General features: G+C 42.5%; 14 protein-coding genes and 4 pseudogenes. 14 read left to right on the top strand and 4 right to left on the bottom strand.

What is annotated here, in order from left to right; translation table 11 throughout:
* The first annotated feature begins 8 nt into the window (after window positions 1–8).
* From FTU35_RS08485 to FTU35_RS08430, 12 genes and pseudogenes are all read left to right on the top strand, one after another.
* Entirely contained in the window at window positions 9–3,092 is a 3,084-nt protein-coding gene (locus FTU35_RS08485) for an efflux RND transporter permease subunit (protein WP_004974298.1), read from the top strand.
* Complete coding sequence (locus FTU35_RS08480; protein ID WP_004974301.1) at window positions 3,085–3,408, top strand: DUF3240 family protein; 324 nt, start codon at window positions 3,085–3,087, stop codon at window positions 3,406–3,408. The genes FTU35_RS08485 and FTU35_RS08480 overlap by 8 nt, the downstream gene beginning before the upstream one ends.
* A complete protein-coding gene (locus FTU35_RS08475) occupies window positions 3,408–4,715 on the top strand; it encodes a TolC family protein (protein WP_004974304.1) in 1,308 nt (435 codons plus the stop codon). Before FTU35_RS08480 ends, FTU35_RS08475 begins: the two co-directional genes overlap by 1 nt.
* Window positions 4,716–4,799: 84 nt before the next feature.
* On the top strand, window positions 4,800–5,450 hold the full coding sequence (locus FTU35_RS08470; RefSeq protein WP_242770618.1) for a response regulator: 651 nt from the start codon (window positions 4,800–4,802) through the stop codon (window positions 5,448–5,450).
* Window positions 5,451–6,815, top strand: coding sequence for an ATP-binding protein (locus tag FTU35_RS08465; RefSeq protein ID WP_004974307.1), 1,365 nt, complete (start codon window positions 5,451–5,453; stop codon window positions 6,813–6,815).
* A 368-nt stretch (window positions 6,816–7,183) separates the two neighbouring features.
* Window positions 7,184–8,860 (top strand): phosphoethanolamine transferase, encoded by a 1,677-nt coding sequence (locus FTU35_RS08460; protein ID WP_154320133.1) that lies wholly within the window; start codon window positions 7,184–7,186, stop codon window positions 8,858–8,860.
* Between the two features lies 1 nt (window position 8,861).
* Window positions 8,862–9,425, top strand: a pseudogene (locus FTU35_RS08455) (response regulator transcription factor); the annotation flags it as partial.
* A gap of 110 nt (window positions 9,426–9,535) precedes the next feature.
* A pseudogene (locus tag FTU35_RS08450) lies at window positions 9,536–9,643 on the top strand (helix-turn-helix domain-containing protein); the annotation flags it as partial.
* 467 nt (window positions 9,644–10,110) lie between these two features.
* On the top strand, window positions 10,111–10,401 hold the full coding sequence (locus FTU35_RS08445) for a helix-turn-helix transcriptional regulator (protein WP_070153163.1): 291 nt from the start codon (window positions 10,111–10,113) through the stop codon (window positions 10,399–10,401).
* Window positions 10,391–11,740, top strand: a complete 1,350-nt coding sequence (locus FTU35_RS08440; protein ID WP_154320132.1) for a type II toxin-antitoxin system HipA family toxin — start codon at window positions 10,391–10,393, stop codon at window positions 11,738–11,740. Before FTU35_RS08445 ends, FTU35_RS08440 begins: the two co-directional genes overlap by 11 nt.
* Before the next feature lie 18 nt (window positions 11,741–11,758).
* Window positions 11,759–12,763, top strand: a complete 1,005-nt coding sequence (locus FTU35_RS08435) for a YecA family protein (RefSeq protein WP_070153169.1) — start codon at window positions 11,759–11,761, stop codon at window positions 12,761–12,763.
* A 10-nt stretch (window positions 12,764–12,773) separates the two neighbouring features.
* Complete coding sequence (locus FTU35_RS08430; RefSeq protein WP_154320131.1) at window positions 12,774–13,892, top strand: hypothetical protein; 1,119 nt, start codon at window positions 12,774–12,776, stop codon at window positions 13,890–13,892.
* 143 nt (window positions 13,893–14,035) lie between these two features.
* Here the strand turns inward: FTU35_RS08430 and FTU35_RS08425 are convergent, their stop codons facing one another.
* Window positions 14,036–15,349 (bottom strand): ATP-binding protein, encoded by a 1,314-nt coding sequence (locus FTU35_RS08425; protein ID WP_070153175.1) that lies wholly within the window; start codon window positions 15,347–15,349, stop codon window positions 14,036–14,038.
* 237 nt (window positions 15,350–15,586) lie between these two features.
* Between FTU35_RS08425 and FTU35_RS13545 the strand changes: the two are divergent.
* Both FTU35_RS13545 and FTU35_RS13540 read left to right on the top strand, forming a co-directional pair.
* A pseudogene (locus FTU35_RS13545) lies at window positions 15,587–15,892 on the top strand (transcriptional regulator).
* Window positions 15,889–16,804: pseudogene (locus FTU35_RS13540) on the top strand (type II toxin-antitoxin system HipA family toxin); the annotation flags it as partial. The pseudogenes FTU35_RS13545 and FTU35_RS13540, both read left to right, overlap by 4 nt.
* A gap of 44 nt (window positions 16,805–16,848) precedes the next feature.
* Here FTU35_RS13540 and FTU35_RS08410 read toward each other — a convergent pair.
* Genes FTU35_RS08410 through FTU35_RS08400 form a run of 3 tightly spaced genes read right to left on the bottom strand, consistent with a single transcriptional unit; the run spans window position 16,849 to window position 19,988 of the window.
* Window positions 16,849–19,257 carry a DEAD/DEAH box helicase family protein gene (locus tag FTU35_RS08410; protein ID WP_094069352.1) on the bottom strand — a complete coding sequence of 803 codons (2,409 nt, stop codon included), beginning with the start codon at window positions 19,255–19,257 and terminating at the stop codon, window positions 16,849–16,851.
* Window positions 19,258–19,282: 25 nt separating this feature from the next.
* Window positions 19,283–19,654 carry a type II toxin-antitoxin system HigA family antitoxin gene (locus FTU35_RS08405; protein WP_000354814.1) on the bottom strand — a complete coding sequence of 124 codons (372 nt, stop codon included), beginning with the start codon at window positions 19,652–19,654 and terminating at the stop codon, window positions 19,283–19,285.
* A 31-nt stretch (window positions 19,655–19,685) separates the two neighbouring features.
* A complete protein-coding gene (locus FTU35_RS08400) occupies window positions 19,686–19,988 on the bottom strand; it encodes a type II toxin-antitoxin system HigB family toxin (protein ID WP_154320130.1) in 303 nt (100 codons plus the stop codon).
* Between the last annotated feature and the right edge of the window lie 340 nt (window positions 19,989–20,328).

Raw genomic sequence — 20,328 nt, 5'->3', positions numbered from 1 at the left:
TGAGACATATGTTAAAACGTCTTATCGCCTTTTCACTTAGTCAGCGCATTTTAATATTATTGCTCACATTGGCGATCAGTGTGGCAGGCTACATTGCTTTTACGAAACTACCAATTGATGCTTTTCCTGATGTGTCAAGTACGCAAGTACAAATTGTGATGAAATCGCCCGGCATGACGCCCGAAGAGGTGGAAAGCCGTATTGTTGTACCCATTGAACAAGAAATGTTGGGAATATCTCATCAGACAGTAATGCGTTCGCAATCTAAATACGCGATTGCGATTATCACATTAGACTTTGCTGAAGGCACTGACCCTTATTGGGCTAGACAACAGGTGAATGAACGTTTAAGTAATGTGATGTCTGCATTACCAAGTAGTACGTCAGGTGGAATTGCACCCATGACGACCCCATTAGGTGAATCTTTTATGTTTACCTTACATGGGCCACTCAGTGATATGGAAAAACGAACTCTACTTGATCGGGTGGTTCGTCCACAACTTCGTAAAATTGAAGGGGTCGCCGATGTTAACGCTTTGGGGGGACTTGTTCGTACATTTGAAGTGACCCCTAATTTAGAGGCCCTGGCGGCACGAGGCTTATCTTTAACACAGCTACAACAGGCAATCGAGCTAAATAATGCCAGTGATGGTGCTGGGCGGCTTAATGAAAATGGAGAGTCATTACTGATCCGAAGCGATAGCCGCGTCAGAAACCTTGAAGAGTTAGGCGATATTATTGTTTCTAGCCATCAAGGAACATTGGTGCGGGTTAAAGATGTTGCACAGGTACATACTGGAGCACTCACACGCTATGGTGCAGTGACTGAAAATGGCCAAGGTGAGGCTGTCCAAGGTATTGTATTAACTTTAAAAGGTGCGAATGCACGTCAAGTCGTTCAACATGTTCGTGAGCATTTGTCCGACATTGAAAAAACTCTGCCACAGGGTACAACGATTGAACCATTTTATGATCGTGGTGAGTTGGTAAACCGAGCCATTCATACCGTAAGTAAAACGTTATTAGAAGCTATTGTCTTAGTCTTGATTTTACTTTTATTGTTCTTAGGAAACCTAAGGTCTGCTTTAGTGGTTGCGGCAGTTTTACCATTATCTGCACTAAGTACTTTTTTGATGATGCACCATTTTGGTTTAAGTGCCAATTTAATGTCTTTAGGTGGTTTGACGATTGCGATTGGTTTATTAGTGGATGCTGCAGTTGTAGTGGTTGAAAATATTGAAATGCAACTTGCTGAAGCAAAAGAGTCACCGCAACGTTCTTTTTTACCGCCATTAAATATGATTTACCGCGCAGTGTCTGAGGTTGCAGTACCAGTCACAGCAGGCATGATCATTATTATGTTAGTGTTTATTCCATTGGTCACGCTTGAAGGATTGGAAGGGAAGCTCTTTTCACCTGTGGCTTTAACAATTGTATTTGCTTTATCAAGTTCACTAATTTTTTCTTTGACAGTGATTCCTGTACTGTGTTCATTCTTTCTAAAACCGAAAGCACATCACACACCCTTTTTAGTAGCTAAATTAGAAACTGGTTACCGAAAACTTTTGAATCTGAGTTTAGCCCATCCTAAACAGATTTATGTCTTAGCAGGTGGTACCTTACTTCTGGCTGCATTGATTTTCCCATTCATTGGAAAGTCATTTATGCCAACCATGGATGAGGGAGATACTATTTTACAGTTAGAAAAAATCCCTTCGATTAGCTTACAAAACTCAATTGCATTAGATCTGGATATTCAAAAACGTATTTTGGAACAAGTGCCTGAAGTTGAAAGAATTGTGGCACGTACAGGTTCTGATGAATTGGGATTAGACCCTATGGGGTTAAATGAAACAGATAGTTTCATTGTGCTAAAACCACAAACGCAATGGCAAGTCAAAAATAAAGAGCAAATTTTAGAAAAAATTCGTCTTGTACTTCAAGATGTTCCTGGCGTGAACTTAACATTTAGTCAACCCATAGAGATGCGCACTTCAGAAATGTTGTCTGGAGTACGAGGAGATTTGGCTGTCAAAATTTTTGGAAGTGATTTAGACCAGCTTAATGATTTATCAAAGCAAATTGCAATAGTTCTACAAGGCATTGAAGGCAATGAAGATGTCATGACACTCGAAAATTCGGGAGTACAGTATCAAGAGCTGCGAATCCATCGTGATATGGCTATACGAAATCAATTGGACAGTCAAAATGTTCAAGCCCAACTCAAGATGCTCGTGGAAGGCAAAGAAATAGGTTCCATTATTGAACAGGGGCGCCCTGTTCCATTAATGATGAAAGGGGATCCACGTTTGGGAGAGTCGAGTTTTGAATTTTCCAATATTGCCTTGCCAATTGAGAATGCAGCTGCAGTGCCATTGTTATCTTTAGCAGAAGTGGTTAAGACTGAGGGTGTCGTAAAAATTGATCGTGAAAATGCATCACGAATGTCAGTGGTACGTGCCAACGTACGTGATCGTGATTTAGTTAGTTTTGTAGATGAAGCAAAACAATTGGTTGCAGAGAAAGTCAAGTTACCAACCGGCTACTCACTCAAATGGGGGGGGCAATTTGAAAACCAACAACGTGCGGCTGCTCGCTTAATGCTTGTTGTACCTGCTGCATTAACAATGATCTTCTTTTTACTATTTACGACTTTGGGTTCGGTGCGTCAAGCCGTATTGGTTTTCGTCAATATTCCCTTTGCGTTAGTCGGTGGAGTATTTGCATTAGCATTAACAGGTGAGTATTTATCTGTTCCTGCATCAGTTGGTTTTATTGCCTTGATGGGGATTGCTGTACTGAATGGTTTAGTGATGATTAGTTATTTTAATCAACTGATTTCTCGTGGTGTTGCAATTGAGGAAGTTGTTCGTGAAGGTGCTATGCGCCGTTTACGTCCAGTCATGATGACCGCGAGTATTGCAGCTTTAGGTTTGATCCCATTGTTATTTACTACTGGCCCTGGTGCCGAGATTCAACGTCCATTGGCGATAGTTGTGATTGGAGGGCTTATTTCTTGTACTTTGCTGACTCTGATTTTACTTCCTAACTTGTTTAAAAAATTTGGTTTAGCGCGAGATCATCATGTCTGAAATATGCCAACTCTCTATTAACGTGTCCTCTGATATTGCTGAAGAACTTATGGAGCATTTGTGGTTAATTCCTGAGTTGATTTCAGGGTGTACTTGTGTCAACGCACAAGGGTTTGGTAATCGCCAACATTATCGTAATGTTCAGGAAAAAATTCGCGGAGCAACTGAACGGAATCTTATATTGCTGATTGTACAACACGAATCTGTATCATTGGTTTTGGCGCATATTCAGCAAAAATTTAAATCAAGTGATTGTTTTTATTGGGTCATACCTACATTAATTTCTGGTTATATGAGCCAAGGAGCACTTGACTAATGACATTAAATATCAAATTTAAATCAACACTTCTAGGCCAAATTTGGTATCTGTTTGGGTTGGGCTATTGTTTTACAGTGGCTTCGACAGCAATTGCAAAACCTCAACTTGAAGCTGCTTTGCCACCACTTGAAGCAGTACAACAGAGTCTAGTAGAACATCCGAATGTGCGTGCTGCAATATCAGAGCAAGATTATGCAGACTTTGCCCGACAAGGATTAAAAGTAGGGCAAAATCCGTGGACTGTTACAGCCGGTATGCAAGTACGTAAGACGGATACACAACTAGAGCGAAAACAAGCCAATAGTTATGAACCTAGTTTGGGGATAGAAAAACAAATACGTTTGCCTAATAAATACCGGCTAGATCAAGATCTAGCACAACGTATTTCAAGTATTGCAGAACTGAAGTATGAGAATGCTCAACATCAAGCATCTAAAATGTTGTTAAATAGTTGGTTTGCTTATATGCGAAGCACATTGCATTTGAAGCGACTGCAAGAACAGCTGGATCAAATTCAGCAATTTATCCAAGTGACTGAACAACGTATTCGAGCAGGAGATGCACCACGACTTGAGCTAATGCTCTTGAAGAATGAGTACCAACAACTTGAGGAACAATATATGCAAGCTAAAGCTGCATATATTCAAGCTCAGCAATTGTTGGCCCGCGATTATAGAGGAAAGATCCCTGAACAGTGGAGCAGCGATGTTATACAGCCTAGCCCTATACAGTATAGTCAAGCAGAGTGGGTACAGAAAATTTTGTCAGTTAATCATGAGTTAGCACTCGTAAGGATGCAAGCTACACAGCAATACGCAGTATTAAAAAGAGAGCAGCTTAATAGACTGCCAGATCCTACGATTGGTTTTGGTTACAGTAGGGAGCAATCGGGAGAGGAGAATTTATTAGGGGTTAGTGTTTCAATTCCTTTGACTGCGCGACAAGTCGGTATTGCTTCAGGAATGGCAGCGGCAGAAGCAAAAAAAGCGGATTTGGAGGTATTGCGTGTAGAAAAACGTCTGCGTCAAGAAATACAGGGGTGGGTGATTCAAATGGAGTCAGCGACTGTACGGAATACGAAGGCGCAAGAAAACTTACAACTGTTGCAACAACAACATCACTTGATGCAAAAAGCGTATAAATTAGGTGAGTTGAATCTCAATGAGCTTTTGTTGCATTCGCAGCAATTGATTGAAGCACGTAGCCGAGTCGATCAAGCTAAAGTAGATTATGCAGAAAGTATGAGTTCCTTATTACTTGATTCTCATCAATTGTGGCCTTTACATGAGATGGATAGAATTTAACAGTAATATTTACGAGCATAGTAGGGATTATAAATTTGCGCTGTAGTTTGGTAAGCAAGAGAAAAAGGTGTTATGAGAGTTCTATTGGTAGAAGATGATAGCTTGTTGGCAAAAGCAACTGCACGTGGTCTAGATCAAATGGGCTTTGTAGTTGACATTGCGAGCACAGCAGAGCAAGCGTACCATTTTTTAGTGAGTTATCATTATCACTTTATTCTACTAGACTTAGGTTTGCCTGATCGAAATGGGATTGAAATTTTAAAATCACTACGTCGCAAAAAGAATCAAGTTGGAATTATTATTCTGACTGCTCAAGATCAAGTTGATGATCGTATTACAGGTCTAGAGGCAGGAGCTGATGATTTTGTTGTTAAACCTTATGATTTACATGAGGTCGTAGCAAGGATTCATGCTGTATTACGCCGAATTTCAGGAGAGGTAGGGGACCTAATTCAGGTTGGAAATATTAGTATTAACAAAGCGAGTAAACAAGTACTGTTAAATCAAGTCGAAATTGAGTTGACACATAAAGAGTTTCATTTATTGGAGTTATTTACTCTCAATCGTGGTCGTGTAATTTCGCGTGAAAATATAGAAAATTCATTTTATGCTTATGACGTTGATGTGAGTAGTAATGTTGTACAAGTCCATATTCATAACTTGCGTCGGAAATTAGGTAAAAATATTATCCGTACAGTACAAGGTTTTGGATATATCATGGATGAACAGCATTAAATGGCTGATCCAATTCGCAGCTATTCATTAACCCAGCGCTTATCTATAATTTTACTGGCAATTACCACTAGCGTTTGGTTGGGTAGTTTAGGAAGTATTTATTGGGGAATGCAAAACACTGCCAATAATATTTTTGATAAGTCATTAGCAGAAACTGCTCATGCTTTATTGTCTACGACTCTAAGTACCCTAGATGGAAAAGTACCGCAGCATACAGTGATTGAAAAAGCTAAGGGTGAGCATTATGACCAAATTGTATTTCAAATTTGGCATCGTGATGGACAATTAATTTATCGTTCTATTGGTGTGGAAACACAGCCATTTGTTCAGCAAGATAATTTTGGTTGGATTAAACTGAATAATAATACTTATCGTAGTTATTCTGTTTGGGATAGTACGCATACAATACAGGTACAAATTGCGCAGGTTTGGACAATTCGAAAAGATATTCAGCAAGATATGTTGCTGTTTTTGATTTTGGTTTCAATCATATTTTTGCCATTATTATTATGGTTGATTATTTGCACGATCCGTCGTCATTTATTGGCTGTATATAGCATTAGTCAAAACTTAGAAAAACAATCCATTGAACATTTAAATCCAATTAAGCCAGTTGTACCGAAAGAAATAGAACCTTTAGTGAGCTCTTTAAATACCTTACTTAGTGAGATTGCTGAAAGTATGCAACGTGAAAAACGTTTTACCTCAAATGCCGCTCATGAACTCCGTACACCATTAGCTGCTATACGCTTACATGCCCAAGTACTTCAAAATGCACGTTCCAATGAGGAGTCTAAGGAAGCTGCACAGGACATTATTACAGGAGTAGACAAAGCATCAAGAATGATTACTCAGTTGCTTACATTAGCGAGGCTTGAACCGAATGCCACACAAAACAAAAGCAATATTGATTTGGTAGATATTGTTAAAGGTACAGTTGAAATGATGGGTATTCAGTTCAGAAAAGCAGGTGTAGACTTACAATTGCATCTCACCTCAGTGTGCGTTTGGGGGCAGTCAGATCAGTTGGAAATTATGTTGAGAAATATACTCGAAAATGCCATTCTTTATCGTAGTTCAATACATAAACCTATTATTAAAGTCAGTTGTGGAAGTATTGGAAATGGTAGTTTTATACAGGTTGAAGATAACGGCATAGGTCTAGATGAAGCACAAATCCCATTTATATTTCAGCGTTTTTATAGAATAAATCAAGCCAGTTCTGTAGTAGGAAGTGGTCTGGGATTATCTATTGTGAAGCAGATTATTGACTCTCATTTAGGCAAGATTACTTTACAACGTGCAAATGCAGTTGGAGGATTGATTGTCAGAATTGAATTTTTCAAAAAATTGAATATTTATTAAAACGATAGTCAAAAAAATAGATTTTATCATATTGATTTATAAATTTAATTTAAATGCTGGCGTATATCGTTGTCCACTCATAATGTTCTCTCCTATGCAAAAAGAATAGACGAAATTTGTCTAGGAGAATGGTGGCAGTCCAGGGCCTGGTTCAAGCATGACTTGAGTAATACTCGGGCTGTGCTCATGATTTGCTTGAGCATTACTTGCGGATTTTCCCCAACGTGCTTGGGCTGCATTTTTGGTTTTATCAGATTTGATTTGAAATCAAAATATGTATAAGTTTTTGTAGCTCTCAGATTATTTTAAGTCATTTTTAAGATTCAAATTTTAGGCTAAAGCATATTAAAGTCTTTGAACTAAAAAAAATGCTTAAGCTGCCTTCTTTTCCCGGTCTACGCCAGATCAAACCCCTCAGCCTTGCACGCTTCAACCTGTTACTCGCCATTTGGCTGGGACTGGTCTTAAACTTTGCTTTCTATCAGAAAATCCATCAACTGACGCCTTATACCAACCTCAAGGCAGACGCATTATTGGCGGCTACAGTCTTGGTAGTTATCGGCTTGTACAATCTGGTCTTGCAGTGGCTGAACTGGAAATGGAATGCCAAGATACTGGCCAGTGTGCTGATCATTCTGGGCGGTTTTAGTGCTTATTTTGTCAATAGTCTGGGGGTTGTTATTACGCCGGACCAGATCCAGAATATGCTGCAGACCGATGCCCGGGAAGTCCGTGATCTCTGGTCAATACGGCTGGTGATCTGGACGCTGGTCTTTGTGATTTTTCCTTTGTGTATCGTCTGGATGCTGAACATTCAGCCTGCATCTTTCGGGCGTCAATTGTTGCATAAAAGCCTGAGCAGTCTGTTTTCGGCCGTATTGATTCTAGGACTGTTATTCTGTTTTTATGTCGATTATGCAGCCATCTTCCGCGAGCACCGCGATCTGAAGGGCATGATTTCCCCGCAAAATAGTATTGCATCCACCGTATCCTACTATAAAAAGAAAGCACCTAAAGCCAATTTGCCTTTGATTCCTTATGGTGAAGATGCCCATCTGCTGCAGCAGGCTCAAATACAGAAACAACCCAAATTGATGGTGCTGGTGGTTGGGGAGACTGCACGTGCCGAGAGTTTTGCTTTAAATGGTTATGCACGCAATACCAATCCTGAACTGAGCAAGTTACCGATAATTAATTTCAATCAAGTCAGTTCTTGCGGAACTGCCACAGCTGTTTCAGTACCGTGTATGTTTTCAGGGATGACACGTCAAAACTATAATGAACAGTTGGCTAGCCACCGAGAAGGTTTGCTGGATATTGCTCAGCGGGCCGGTTATCAGGTGACCTGGATTGATAATAATTCGGGCTGTAAAGGTGCCTGTGACCGCGTACAAAAATACCAGATTCCAGCCCAACTGAAACAGAGATGGTGTGATGCTGGTGGTGAATGTTTTGATGAAATCCTGGTGGATAGCCTGAAAGATTATCTGGCGCATCTGGATAAAAACAACTCGAAACCGCAGTTAATTGTACTGCATCAGATGGGCAGTCATGGCCCCGCATATTTCAAGCGCTCCAAAGCACCATATCAGCCATTTCAACCGACCTGTAATACCAATGCCATTCAGGGCTGCAGTACAGAAGAATTAAAGAATAGCTATGATAATTCGATTGTATATACAGACCATGTTCTTGCCGAGATCATTGAAACTTTAAAGCAACAGACTCAATATCAAACCGGTTTCTGGTATCTGTCTGATCATGGAGAATCTACCGGAGAGCACGGTTTATACCTGCATGGTGCTCCTTATAGCATGGCGCCCACGCAGCAAACCCATATCCCAATGCTGATGTGGTTTTCTGATACCTGGCAACAGTATAATGCCCTGCAGCTAAACTGTTTAAAAACACAGACCGGACAGGCACGCAGTCACGATCATCTTTTCCCCAGCTTATTAAGTATGCTGGATATAAAAACGCAAGTGATTGAAGCTAAAAATGATATGCTTGCACAATGCTCATCATCATTAAAAAACAGAGCTTGAAATGCATAAAATACTGATTATTGAAGATGACTTTATGATTGCCGAGTCGACTGAAACATTGCTTAAACTGCATCAGTTTGAGGTGTACTGGGTCAATAATGGGATTGAGGGTTTAAAACAATTACAGCAGCAGGTCTACGATATTGTGCTGCTCGATTTAGGTTTGCCAATGATGGATGGCATGTTGGTGCTAAAAAATATCCGGCAGAAGTTTCCGAATTTACCGGTATTGATTATCTCTGCCCGGGATCAATTACAAAACCGGGTAGATGGGCTGAATCAGGGAGCTGATGACTACTTGATTAAACCCTATGAGTTTGACGAACTGCTGGCCCGTATTCATGCCTTAATCCGACGTGCCGGCTTAAAAAATACTGTGACAGATATGAATAAGAAATTATCACACAGTGGGCTGGAACTGGACCTGGAACAGCACATCGTATGCTTTAATGGTGAACCGATCGAGTTGTCTAATCGGGAATGGTCTATTCTCACTGCACTCCTCATGCATCCTAGCAAAATTTTTTCTAAAAACGATTTAGAAGACAAACTTTATGATTTCGATAAGTTGACAAAAATAACTAATCATGCGAAAAAGTTTTTTTAGTTAACAGATGTTCACACATGCCTCGAATTGTTTCTGTACCACTTAGTTTAGAACAGCGAGAATGACTCATTTTTCTGGCCAAGCATGCAAAACATTGGCGTGAAAGACAACGTGCCCAAACTATTCTCTGGCTTTCTGAAGGTAAAAGTGTTGCGGAAGTTGCCACTCTACAAGAAACCCCAACCTTGGCAATAGTCACCAACATAATTTACATTAAATTGTATAAATTGCTGTGTATATAAGTACAATAACATCAATAACTTACGTTTTAAAATATTTTTATTGGAATTAATGTTTATTAAGATCGTTTAATTTTGGTCACATAAGTTTTTAAAAATTTACCAAATAATCACCAACATAATTTTGTGATGATTAATTAGGTAAACCGAATGGTAAAAAATCAGGTTGATGGAGTTATATATGGCTGAACCGTACCGGGTTTGTCGGAGACTTTTTTATTTAAGTTAGGCCACCTGACCTAACGGGTTAATCTTATGCTGCTGTTAGGGTCTAAAAATAGCAGTTTTGAAGGGCTTTATCGAGTGATTTTTTCAACACTCTACGCAATTATGGATATCATAGTATCCACTTTATGTTTTATTTCGCTATAATGGATATAACTGTATCCATTTGGTCTTTACGGATGAATTTTACCTTACTTGATGATACCGATGTAAGCCAAGCTTATGCGGCTTATTTACGTGAGTTACGCAAGCAGGCAAAGCTGTCGCGCGCTGCATTGGCTGAGCGAAGCTGCGTACCTGCGGCCACCATTAAGAAATTTGAGCTGACCGGGCAAATTTCATTTCGTCAATTGCTGTTGCTATGGCAGACACTTGATTCGCTAGATAGGCTTTATCAGCTCACGCAACTTAGCAAAGAACGCGCTGCTATACCCATGAGTATTGATGAGGTGCTAAAAGATGAGTTTTAAACCGATTCAGAAGCTTAATGTTACTCGTACGCTAAGCTCAGGTGAGCAGATATCTGTTGGAGTCTTGGCGCAGAATCGGCAAGGCGTTTTTTTTCAGTATACTGACGACTATTTGCAGCAGTTTGGCAATTTATCACCGTTTACCTTGCAAGCGAATACGCTAGTTCAAGCCGCACCTAAAGCGCCGCACCAAGGTGTACATGGCGTATTTGGGGATTGTTTGCCCGATGGCTGGGGCATGTTGTTACAAGATCGTATTTTCCGGCAAAAGGGCATCCTACCTAATCAATTAACGGCGATGGATAGACTGGCCTTTGTCGGTGATAAAGGCATGGGAGCGCTGTCTTTTGCTCCGGTGTCTGAGTTTTCAGCCACGACATACGCGGACATTGATTTAGCAACCTTGGGCTTAGAAGCACAAACGCTGTTCGATGCTTCAATGTCAGATTATATGGATGATAATCACGATGAGTTAGATGGGCATACGCAACAGGTGTTGGCCGCATTAGTCGCCGGTGGTAGTTCGGGTGGAGCAAGGCCTAAGGCGCAGATTTATATGCCTGCAGGGGAAACTCAGCATTGTCGAACCTTTGCTCAGCCTGGAGATGAGGCTTGGCTGATTAAGTTTACCTCGAAAAATCTCGCGCTCGGGCATGAAGAAGGGTTGTGTGAAGCGGTTTATTTGCAAATGGCCGAGCTTGCCAAGTGCCAACCACCAGTCTGGCAACTCATTGAAGCACCAACTACAAGCGGTGCGTCTGCCTGGTTGGCGCTTAAGCGTTTTGATTATGTCACGGAGCAGGCCCGTTTAAGCGGTAATCGCAGTTCAGGTCGCTTGCATATGCACAGCGCTTGCGGGCTGCTGGATGCAGACTTTCGAACGCCAAGTTTAGATTATATTGACTTGATCAAAGCCAGCCGTCAGTTGTGTAAATCTCCTGCTGCTGGGCAGCTGCAATTTCGCCGTGCCGTTTTTAACCTGCTGTCGTCTAACCAAGACGACCACAGTAAAAACTGGGCGTTTTTGCAAGCGGATGACGGTCAATGGAACCCTGCACCTTTTTACGATGTTACCTACAGCCCACATCCATTCAACGAACACGCCACTGCTTTCGGCGGTTATGGCAAAGCGCCATCGCTTAAGGTGATGCAAAAACTTGCTACTAGTGCTGGCTTTGCGAATTGGAATGATGCAAAGCAAGTTATTGAAGAAGTCGCAGAAGCCATCAGCCAATTTACGTATCTTGCCAAGCAACAAGGGATCAGTAAAACAACAATGTCCGTGATTGCTAAGACATTGGAGCAGCGTAAACAAGAAAATGCAGCGCTTTTTCTATAACAATAAGAAGGGACAGTAATGAAGCTCGGCCGAAACGATCCTTGCCATTGTGGCAGTGGTAAAAAATTTAAACGTTGTTGTATGAGCAGCGTTTCCAAGCAACATGCCCAAGTCTTCGATGATGTTGAAACCATGCTGGCAATGAACCCAAATTTGAGTCTTGATGAACTCAATGCCGCTTTGCAGCACAAAGTGCAAGAACGCAATCATCAACCTCATCCCGATTTTTGTGGCGTAACGCCAACGCAAATGGCCAATTGGCTTTATGCGCCTTTTGATGAATTAAAGTGGGTGACAATTTGCACTCCCGACTCTCTTTCTGCCAGCCCAATAATGCGTTATCTAGCCCTCATTCTTGATGAGGCCATGGCGCAAGAAGGCTCCTTCAAAGCCACGAGTAAAGGCAACTTACCGGCTAAGTTGGTTAAACAGGCCAGTGAGTTATTGCCTGAGTTTGCCGTTGCTCAATTAGAACGTAGTATAAGCATCAGCGAGTTTTCGGGCAGCAATGAAGACAAATTTAATGCCTTGCACTACACCCGAGTGCTTGCCGAAATTAGCGGTATTATTTATCGGCGCAGTGGCCGCTACCATGTAAAAAAATCAGCGCAAAAGCAGTATCAAGCGCTAGGCATACAGGCCTTTTTCAAACCTATGTTAGAGGCCGCTATCAGCAAATATAACTGGGGTTATTTGGACAGTTTCGAATACGATGTCGACTTGCGCACTTTTTGGTTGTTTATGCTGTGGCGTATTCAAAGCCACAACAGTGTGGAGCAGCTTGTGAAAGAGGTGATGACAGCTTTCCCTAATCTATTGCTGGTATTCCCTACGGATGATTACTTCTCGCCAGAAAGAAACTTAAGTATGCTCATCGAATCACGATTTATTGAGCGATTTTTGCAGTTTTGGGGATTTGTAACGATTGACCCAAGACGTTATATAAACGCTGAACAAGTCGCCAGAGTGATTCAGGTACAGCCTTTGTTAAAACAAACTTTTCAATTCACAATAAATAAATAGCAAGGTCACCGTGAGCGAATTTCAATACTATAAATTTGAGCGTCTGGATGGGTATTTAGATGCTAAAGCACGTCAAGCACTCAGAGCCATTTCAAGCCGTGCCGAGATCAGCGCTACGGCCTTTCAGGTGTATTACACCTACAGTGATCTAAAGGCCGAGCCTTTTGAGCTGATGTTAAAATACTTTGATATCGGTTTTTACTATGCCGATTGGGGCTCAATCGATGTATACATCAAGCTACCAGCAGGAACGCTTCCAGATGCGTTACTTGGCTTTTCAAGTGATGGACTTCATGTTCACGAAAACGATGAGTGGCAGTTGCTGATTTTTTCCCTTGAGGAGTGTGATGAGTATTTTGACGATGAGCATGCTGACGACTTTTTCCAGCATTTAGCCGCTTTACGCGGCGGGTTAATGCAAGGGGATTGGCGCCTTGTGTACTTAATGTGGCTCAAAGCGTTTGATTTTAATGATGGCGTTGAGCGAGTGCCGTTAATTCAATTCGATTTTGAGCACCTCAGGGAAGAGGAGCAGGCGTTTGCTGCGCTGTATGATATTCCCTTAGCATTGGTTAAGGCGCTCGCCATGGTGCTGAGCGAACAACCCAGTCACCAAGCCAAACAAACTCAGCTTACGCTTGATGCGTGGATCCATAATCTCTCGCAAGCAGAGAAAGACACGCTATTACGCACGTTGTTTGAGCAAGGCCAGCTAACCCGTCACCAAGCCTTAGCGCTGACGCGAAAAGAACCTGTCAACACAGACGAGATCTATCAATACTGGTTAACTTCCGCCGTCATTTCTCCTTTCATTGAGCAAGCGCAAAGTCAATTACAGCAAGAGCAAGCCGCAGCACTCGCAAAAAAATTAGCTATCGAAAAAGCGGAAAAAGAAAAAGCGTTGACGTATATCTACAATCAACGTGAGCACTACTGGCAGCAATCACAAGAGCAAGCGGATCGAACTTGCGCCAGTGGTTACGATGCGGCATCACGCTATCTGCATCAGCTGTTTGAGGCCTATCAGTTCAAAGCTGATGAAGCGGCGTTTGAACAACGTTTTAAGCGCTTTGTTGTGGCGAATAATAGCCGTAAAGCACTGTTAAATCGCTTGAGTGATTTGCTTTAAACGATGAGGCGATAGGCTGGCCAAATGACGTTAGCAAAAAACCGATTGAGGGTTGGTTGAAAGGTTGTAAGCCCACCAAAGGTCTACAAATTGTTACCTATGAAGTCACTTTGTGTAGACCTCGGGGTCTAAGTAACGCGCTTTTACCATCTCTGTGGTAAATACTGCGTGAAATACAAAGGCATCACGATATTGGTTTGCTCTAATGCGGATGAGCCTTGTGTACCCGTTAACTTAAAGGTTTTACTTGGAGTACATTTTTCAACGTAGGATGCCAACGATTTTGCTCTTGTACGTTTACCACTTTTGACCTCCACAGGGACGATATCGCCTTCATCGGTCGCCAAAATAAATTCGATTTCGGCACGGGCGTCATTCCATGAATAGCTTGGGTCAACGCCAATGGCAGTGAGCTCTTGTTGCACAAAGTTTTCAGCCACATAACCTTTGTATTCATAGTTTTGTTGCTTAATTTCTTTATAACTGCTGCCGAGCATATGATTAAGCAGACCCACATCAAACAAAAACAGTTTCACCATATTTTCTTTTTTATAGGCCGCTAACGGAGATTTCGGCAATCCTTCAATAGGGTAGTTTGGCAAAGCTAGGCGGCAGCAGTTAAGCCAATGGATCGCGGTTTCAAAATCGCTATAACGAGATTTACGCTCATGCACATGCTTAAATTTAAAGCGTTTAACCGACTCATCGCTGACAAGTGATAGCTGGGCTGGAATGCTATTAAATACCGATTCAATCAGTGTGGTGTCGACCTTGCCCGCGTACTTACCAAAATCGCGGCGATAACCTTCCACTAAATCGGCATGAATTTTTGTGACTTTTTCAACACGCTCTAGAATGCTTGAATCCTTATACTGATACCAAGCAGAAACGGCTTCCGGCATACCACCAGTAAAAAAGTAGTCAGTGAGTTTGTCCATCAATTTGGTGTGTACTGCCGGTGTGCTTGCTTGACTATCAAACGCTTTGATCAGCGCTTGCTCGTTGGATGCGTAAATAAATTCTTGGAAGGTCAGTGGTCGTAAATTGTATTGTTCTACCTTGCCCACAGGGAAGGTGTTGAGCAAACCAATATTCGAGCCGCTGGCAGCGACAAAATAGGACGGTGCTTTTTCAGCAAAGTACTTTAGTGAGGTAACGGCACGTTCACATTCGCCAATTTCATCTAATATCAGCAGATCGGTTTCTGGGTTGAACGCTTGGTTGGTTAACAACTCAATATTCATTACTAGCTCGTCAGGTGACAGAGAGCCATCGAACGCTTCTTTGTAGGCAGGGTTTTCAAGGAAGTCGATACGAAGGATGTTGGCAAAGGTATTCCCAAATAACTCTTGTAGCAGATAGGTTTTACCTGTTTGTCTTGCACCATCGATCAATAATGGCTTGCGCACCGGTTGATTTTTCCATGTTATTAGGGCGTTTAGTAAGTTGCGCTGCATTGTCATTTCCCGCCAATTAAGACTGTTAACTGCCTGTAGTATAACTCAGCCTACACTTTTACGCGCAGAAAAGTGCGGAATTTTACATTTTTATGCGCATAAAAGTGTAATTTGATGACCTTTGGCATTCAGGGATTCACATCATCGCCTTGGCCAACGCGCAAGCTAAACCTAAAAGTAGGATATAAATCCAATTATATTGAGTAAAGTGGGAATATAGTCCCTTTGGTTGGTGATATGGCTAAGCGTGACTTACACAATATATTGTTTCCAAAGCAGCGTAAAATCCTGACGCAGTTTGGTGAAGACTTGCTGTTGGCGATGAAAAGACGTGGTTTTACCAAAAAGCTACTGTGTGAACGTACTGGTTTTGATCATAAAACCGTGAATTAAGTCTTAGCCGGTGATCCGGGCGTTGCCATAGGCACTTACTTAAAGGTGATGGCCGTTCTTGGCATGGAAAGCAACTTTGCAGAAATGGCCGCCCATGATGAAGTGGGTATCAAGCTGCAAAACATAAAATTGCTGGAAGGTTCAAGATGAGCCGTGAAATCGTTGAAGTCTATGCCGACTGGCAGCCAATTGAAGCACCTTTGCTAATAGGGCTGCTTTCTTACAGCGATTCAAGCCGAGGTGGCGTGTTTAGTTTTGCCTACGATAAAGCATTTTTAACCTCAGCCTATCGCTTGCAAATTGATCCCATCCTGACCCTCCACTCCGGTGTACTCTAAAACGATGAAGTCGATAAAAGCTTCCGCGCATTTCTTGATTCATCGCCTGATAGATGGGGGCGTATTTTAATGCAGCGGCGTGCGGCGATTGAGGCGCGCAAAGGCATTCGAGCAACAAGTCGATTAAACGAATTGGATTACCTGCTGGGCGTAAATGACTCTTACCGGATGGGTGGTATTCGATTTAAGCGAACAGGCTCGAATGCTTTTTTGGACGACAATTCTGAATTTGCTGCGCCGCCAATGGCTTCTTTGCGAGAGCTAGAGCATGCAGCAATGCAGATTGAAAAAGACGATAACATCGACAGTGACGAGTATTACCGCTGGTTGAAAATGCTGATTTCTCCAGGCTCATCATTAGGTGGTGCAAGGCCCAAAGCTTGTGTCACAGATGAACAAGACCACTTGTGGATTGCTAAGTTTCCCAATTTAAACGATACCACATGATGTGGGCGCGTGGGAGATGGTCTGTTATGAATTGGCGTTAGCGGCAGGTGTTGACATGTTTCCAAGTGAGATGAGGCAATTTTCGTCACAGCACCATACCTTCTTAACAAAACGGTTTGACCGCGACGGTGACAAGCGGCTGCATTTTTCGTCGGCCATGACACAGCTTCAATACTATGATGGTGAACAATCTCAAGGTGCCAGCTACTTAGAGATTGCTGAATTTATTTCCAATTGTGGAGCACAAACCACAGCTGATTTAGCTCAGTTTTGGCGTATGGGGGTAAAGGCATGGGGAAGTGTTTAATGAAGTGCTGCTGTTTATTTTGGCTTGGTATTTGGTGAAGGGATGTTTTCTAATTTCAATGAAGGTTGCTTGTTACTGTTGTCATCAATGTACTCAAGGGCGTACCTCATAGCCTTGTAGCTTTTCTCGCGTTTTTTAAACATGCGTTGCAGCATAGGGAGAGTGCAGTCCACATAGTCGTGAATAGTGACTTGTGTTTTGCCTTCCGATTCACGATGAATACGACCGGCATATTGAGCCAATGTTCCTTTCCATGAGATGGGCATGGCCAAAAACAACGTATCCAGTCTTGGTAGGTCAAACCCTTCGCCTACATATTTTCCTGTTGCGACGACGACTTGAGCCGATTGCAGATGATTGTCAGCGTTCTTGCGTTCCGCAGCTTTCATGGCGCCTTTAAGTACGACAGTGCTTATACCCATTTCGGTAAGTCGTGAGTGTATGGATTCTGCGTGCTCTCTACGCTCTGTAAGGACTAACGGGTGTCCGCCATTTTGAACACACTCGTAGGCGTCTGAGACGATTTTTGAAGTGCGCTGCTCATTATTGACGAGCCAGCGGTAGGCATCGCTTATTTTGGGGCGCTCATCTGTTTTTATAAGCTCTGCTGCTGGTACATCGTAGAGCTGATGAATCATCACGGTTTGAGTAAATTGCTCATCAGGGCTTTGTTTCACTTTGTAGCGAATAGGCCCTGCCGCCATAAAAATGATCTTTTGATGACCATCTTGTCGCTCTGGTGTTGCTGTAAGGCCCAATACATATTTTGCTCTTACCTCGTTGAGTACCATTTCAAACCTTGGTGCAGATAGGTGGTGGCATTCGTCAACAATAATATGGCCGTAGTCTTGAATGAGAGGAGTGATGGAATTGTCTTTTTTATTAACCAAACTTTGGTAGGTGGCTATGTCGATAATGCCACTCGGCTTTCTTTTACCTCCGCCTATACTGCCAATGGTTACTTCGGGTAGGAACGTGCGTAAGCGCTCTTGCCATTGTTCGAGCAGTTGTCGGCTATGAACCAGTATGAGGGTATTTACTTTGCGTTTTACGATCATAGCAATGGCAGTAACCGTTTTTCCAAATGCAGTTGGCGCATGCAAAATACCGAAGTCATGTTTAGATATTGCGGCCACTGCGTCACGCTGGTTCTTTCGCAAAGTGAACTCAGGGGTAAGCTTTAATAATGGTTTACCAATTTCACGCTTATCGTCAAATAGTGGCGAAATGTTTTGCTCTTGTAGCAAAGCAATCGCATCATCGAGGCAGCCTCGCGGTAGTGCTAGATAACCGTTTTCAATACGAGCACAGGAAATAAACCTCGGAATGCCATGGGTTGAAAAGCGCAACGCTTGTGTTTTAAAAAACACAGGATTAGAAAAACTAGCTAATCGCTTTAGTCCGGCCAGTAATGGCCCAGGTAACTCGCTCATCAAAAAGTAGATATGGTTGGCCAAGGTAATGGTCACGTTTTTCGGCAAAGACTCTAATTTTATTGGTGCGGCTTTGGCTGTGATTTCCCAAGGAGGGCGGTTGTCTGTTAGCCCTTGCTCGGACAGTAATAGGGTGTTGGGTGAAATAGTTGTTATGAGTTGGTCAATACTCGACTGAGTGAGCGTTTTAAGCTCAGCAAGGTACCGCCATTGATCATCGATGGCATTCAGGTCACTGTCAACAAAGCAACTACGACCTGAAAGGCGAGCCTCCTTTTGAAGTGGTAACGCAATGAGATTGCCAAACCCGCCTTCAGGAAGTACATCTTGGTTAGGAAAGAGCCTGTCATAGGAGTCAAACGATAGATTTGGAAATATTTCCATGGCTTTATCAAGCAAAGCGAAACCCAGTGCCCGAGCATGGTTCGCTGGGATATTGGTTTCAAAAAATATCCATAAGTGAGCCCCGTTGCCAGAACGCGAGATTTCTATCGCGTGCGGAATATCAAACGCTTGGCACACTTTAGACATTGCTTTGACTTCTTCTTGCCAACAGCCTTTGTCAAAATCGGCTGCCAACAAATAGCACGAATTATCTTTAAGTAGTGGATACAGACCAACCACTTGATGACCGGCAAGGTGCCTGTAAATAATGTGCTCGTTTAATTCGCTAAACTTTCGGTGTGAACAGTCTTGGCATTTAATGCGGGGTTTGTTGCATAGCCCGCTTACCCACTCATTATCACAGGCTACGGAATAGCCACTGCGCCCCTGTTGATTTTGCCAACGATTGGCAAAGATATCCTCTCTTCCACGAAATCGTTGTCTGAATAAGGCGACCTTTTGTTCTGGCGTGAATGTCTGTACTGAACGCTCGATTTGAGCGCTACGCAAAGCCTCTCTTAATGCGAGAAGCTGCTGCTTTTCATTTTCAAGCTCAGCTAGCCTGTTATCAATAGCAGAAATGTTTGGGTAGCGAGCGTCATTCATAACAAACTAATTTTGATTCGCAGCACTATAAAGCGCGAACTTGCGGTGGCTTGATCAGCGACTCTGCTGGAATACCTAACCCTTCATGAAGTTTCCAAATCATTTTTAGCGTGAGTGATCGCTTATGGTTTAGGATTTCATAAACACGATTGCTTTTACCTATCATGGGTTCAAGATCTTTAACGGTTAAGCCTTTGCGCTCCATCTCAAACTTTATTGCCTCAACAGGGTCTGGCAAATCCATTGGAAAATGCTTTGCTTCGTAGGCCTCGACTAACGTAACCAAAATGTCCAGCTTTTCGCCTTCGACGGTATCAGGCTCCGCCATCATTAGGTTTTCGATGTCGTTTAATGCCGCGCGGTAGTCGGCATCTGTTTTAATAGGTCTGATGTCCATTATATTTACCTCTTGTTACTACCTTTTGGCTTCAAATCGTTTGTACATCAATTTTATCGTATTGCGCATGGCTGCCGATAAACCGTATGTAAACCACTTTGTACGCATAATTGATCCAAGCAACTAACCGGTATTTATTACCGGCAATGTTAAACACGACACGCCCATCTTTGAGGATGCTGGCATTTCTAAAGTCCTGTTTCACATCCGCCGGTGCTCCCCAATCAGCGTTTAATGCATGCCTATACCAAGCTAACGTTGGCTCTTTAGCGTCAATGTATTCTGAGCTGTCTTCCCAAAATGTTTTTAAGGTTGATAGTGCGATAATTCTCATAAATAGATATTAGTCCCAATTTGGGACTTTTGCAAGTTTGGTATTCTTGATGCGGTTAGGAGTTGTTACCGCATCCCCAATTGCCCCATTCCTTGGGGCGGTTCACATCCCTCTTATTCACCCTCTTAAGCTCGGCATATCAAGTGTTGCCCCATTGTCCCAACTGCCACGGTAAGTGATCAAATGGGGGGCTTGCTATTTTCGCCTGATGGGCCTTTTCGACATGCGGCTGCGTTTGCCATCGAAGAAGGCCAATACTCTGAACCAATAGAGTGATTCTTCATACCCCAAGCTGTGCGTTGGACGTGCAGGCGGGATGAGCCCCAGTTTGCGTCCTAAA

This window comes from Acinetobacter sp. YH12095 (genome assembly GCF_013419245.1).
Classification (GTDB): Bacteria; Pseudomonadota; Gammaproteobacteria; order Pseudomonadales; family Moraxellaceae; genus Acinetobacter; species Acinetobacter towneri.
The sequence above is the reverse complement of the archived record's forward strand: the minus strand, read 5'-3'. Positions and strand labels throughout refer to the sequence as shown.

What these genes read in the sequence shown, in the direction of transcription:
- FTU35_RS08480 (WP_004974301.1), top strand. Translation starts at nt 3,085, where the DNA reads ATGTCTGAAATATGCCAACTCTCTATTAACGTGTCCTCTGATATTGCT.
- FTU35_RS08400 (WP_154320130.1), bottom strand. Translation starts at nt 19,988, where the DNA reads ATGAGAATTATCGCACTATCAACCTTAAAAACATTTTGGGAAGACAGC.
- FTU35_RS08445 (WP_070153163.1), top strand. Translation starts at nt 10,111, where the DNA reads ATGAATTTTACCTTACTTGATGATACCGATGTAAGCCAAGCTTATGCG.
- FTU35_RS08460 (WP_154320133.1), top strand. Translation starts at nt 7,184, where the DNA reads ATGCTTAAGCTGCCTTCTTTTCCCGGTCTACGCCAGATCAAACCCCTC.
- FTU35_RS08435 (WP_070153169.1), top strand. Translation starts at nt 11,759, where the DNA reads ATGAAGCTCGGCCGAAACGATCCTTGCCATTGTGGCAGTGGTAAAAAA.
- FTU35_RS08405 (WP_000354814.1), bottom strand. Translation starts at nt 19,654, where the DNA reads ATGGACATCAGACCTATTAAAACAGATGCCGACTACCGCGCGGCATTA.
- FTU35_RS08425 (WP_070153175.1), bottom strand. Translation starts at nt 15,349, where the DNA reads ATGCAGCGCAACTTACTAAACGCCCTAATAACATGGAAAAATCAACCG.
- FTU35_RS08440 (WP_154320132.1), top strand. Translation starts at nt 10,391, where the DNA reads ATGAGTTTTAAACCGATTCAGAAGCTTAATGTTACTCGTACGCTAAGC.
- FTU35_RS08410 (WP_094069352.1), bottom strand. Translation starts at nt 19,257, where the DNA reads ATGAATGACGCTCGCTACCCAAACATTTCTGCTATTGATAACAGGCTA.
- FTU35_RS08485 (WP_004974298.1), top strand. Translation starts at nt 9, where the DNA reads ATGTTAAAACGTCTTATCGCCTTTTCACTTAGTCAGCGCATTTTAATA.
- FTU35_RS08465 (WP_004974307.1), top strand. Translation starts at nt 5,451, where the DNA reads ATGGCTGATCCAATTCGCAGCTATTCATTAACCCAGCGCTTATCTATA.
- FTU35_RS08475 (WP_004974304.1), top strand. Translation starts at nt 3,408, where the DNA reads ATGACATTAAATATCAAATTTAAATCAACACTTCTAGGCCAAATTTGG.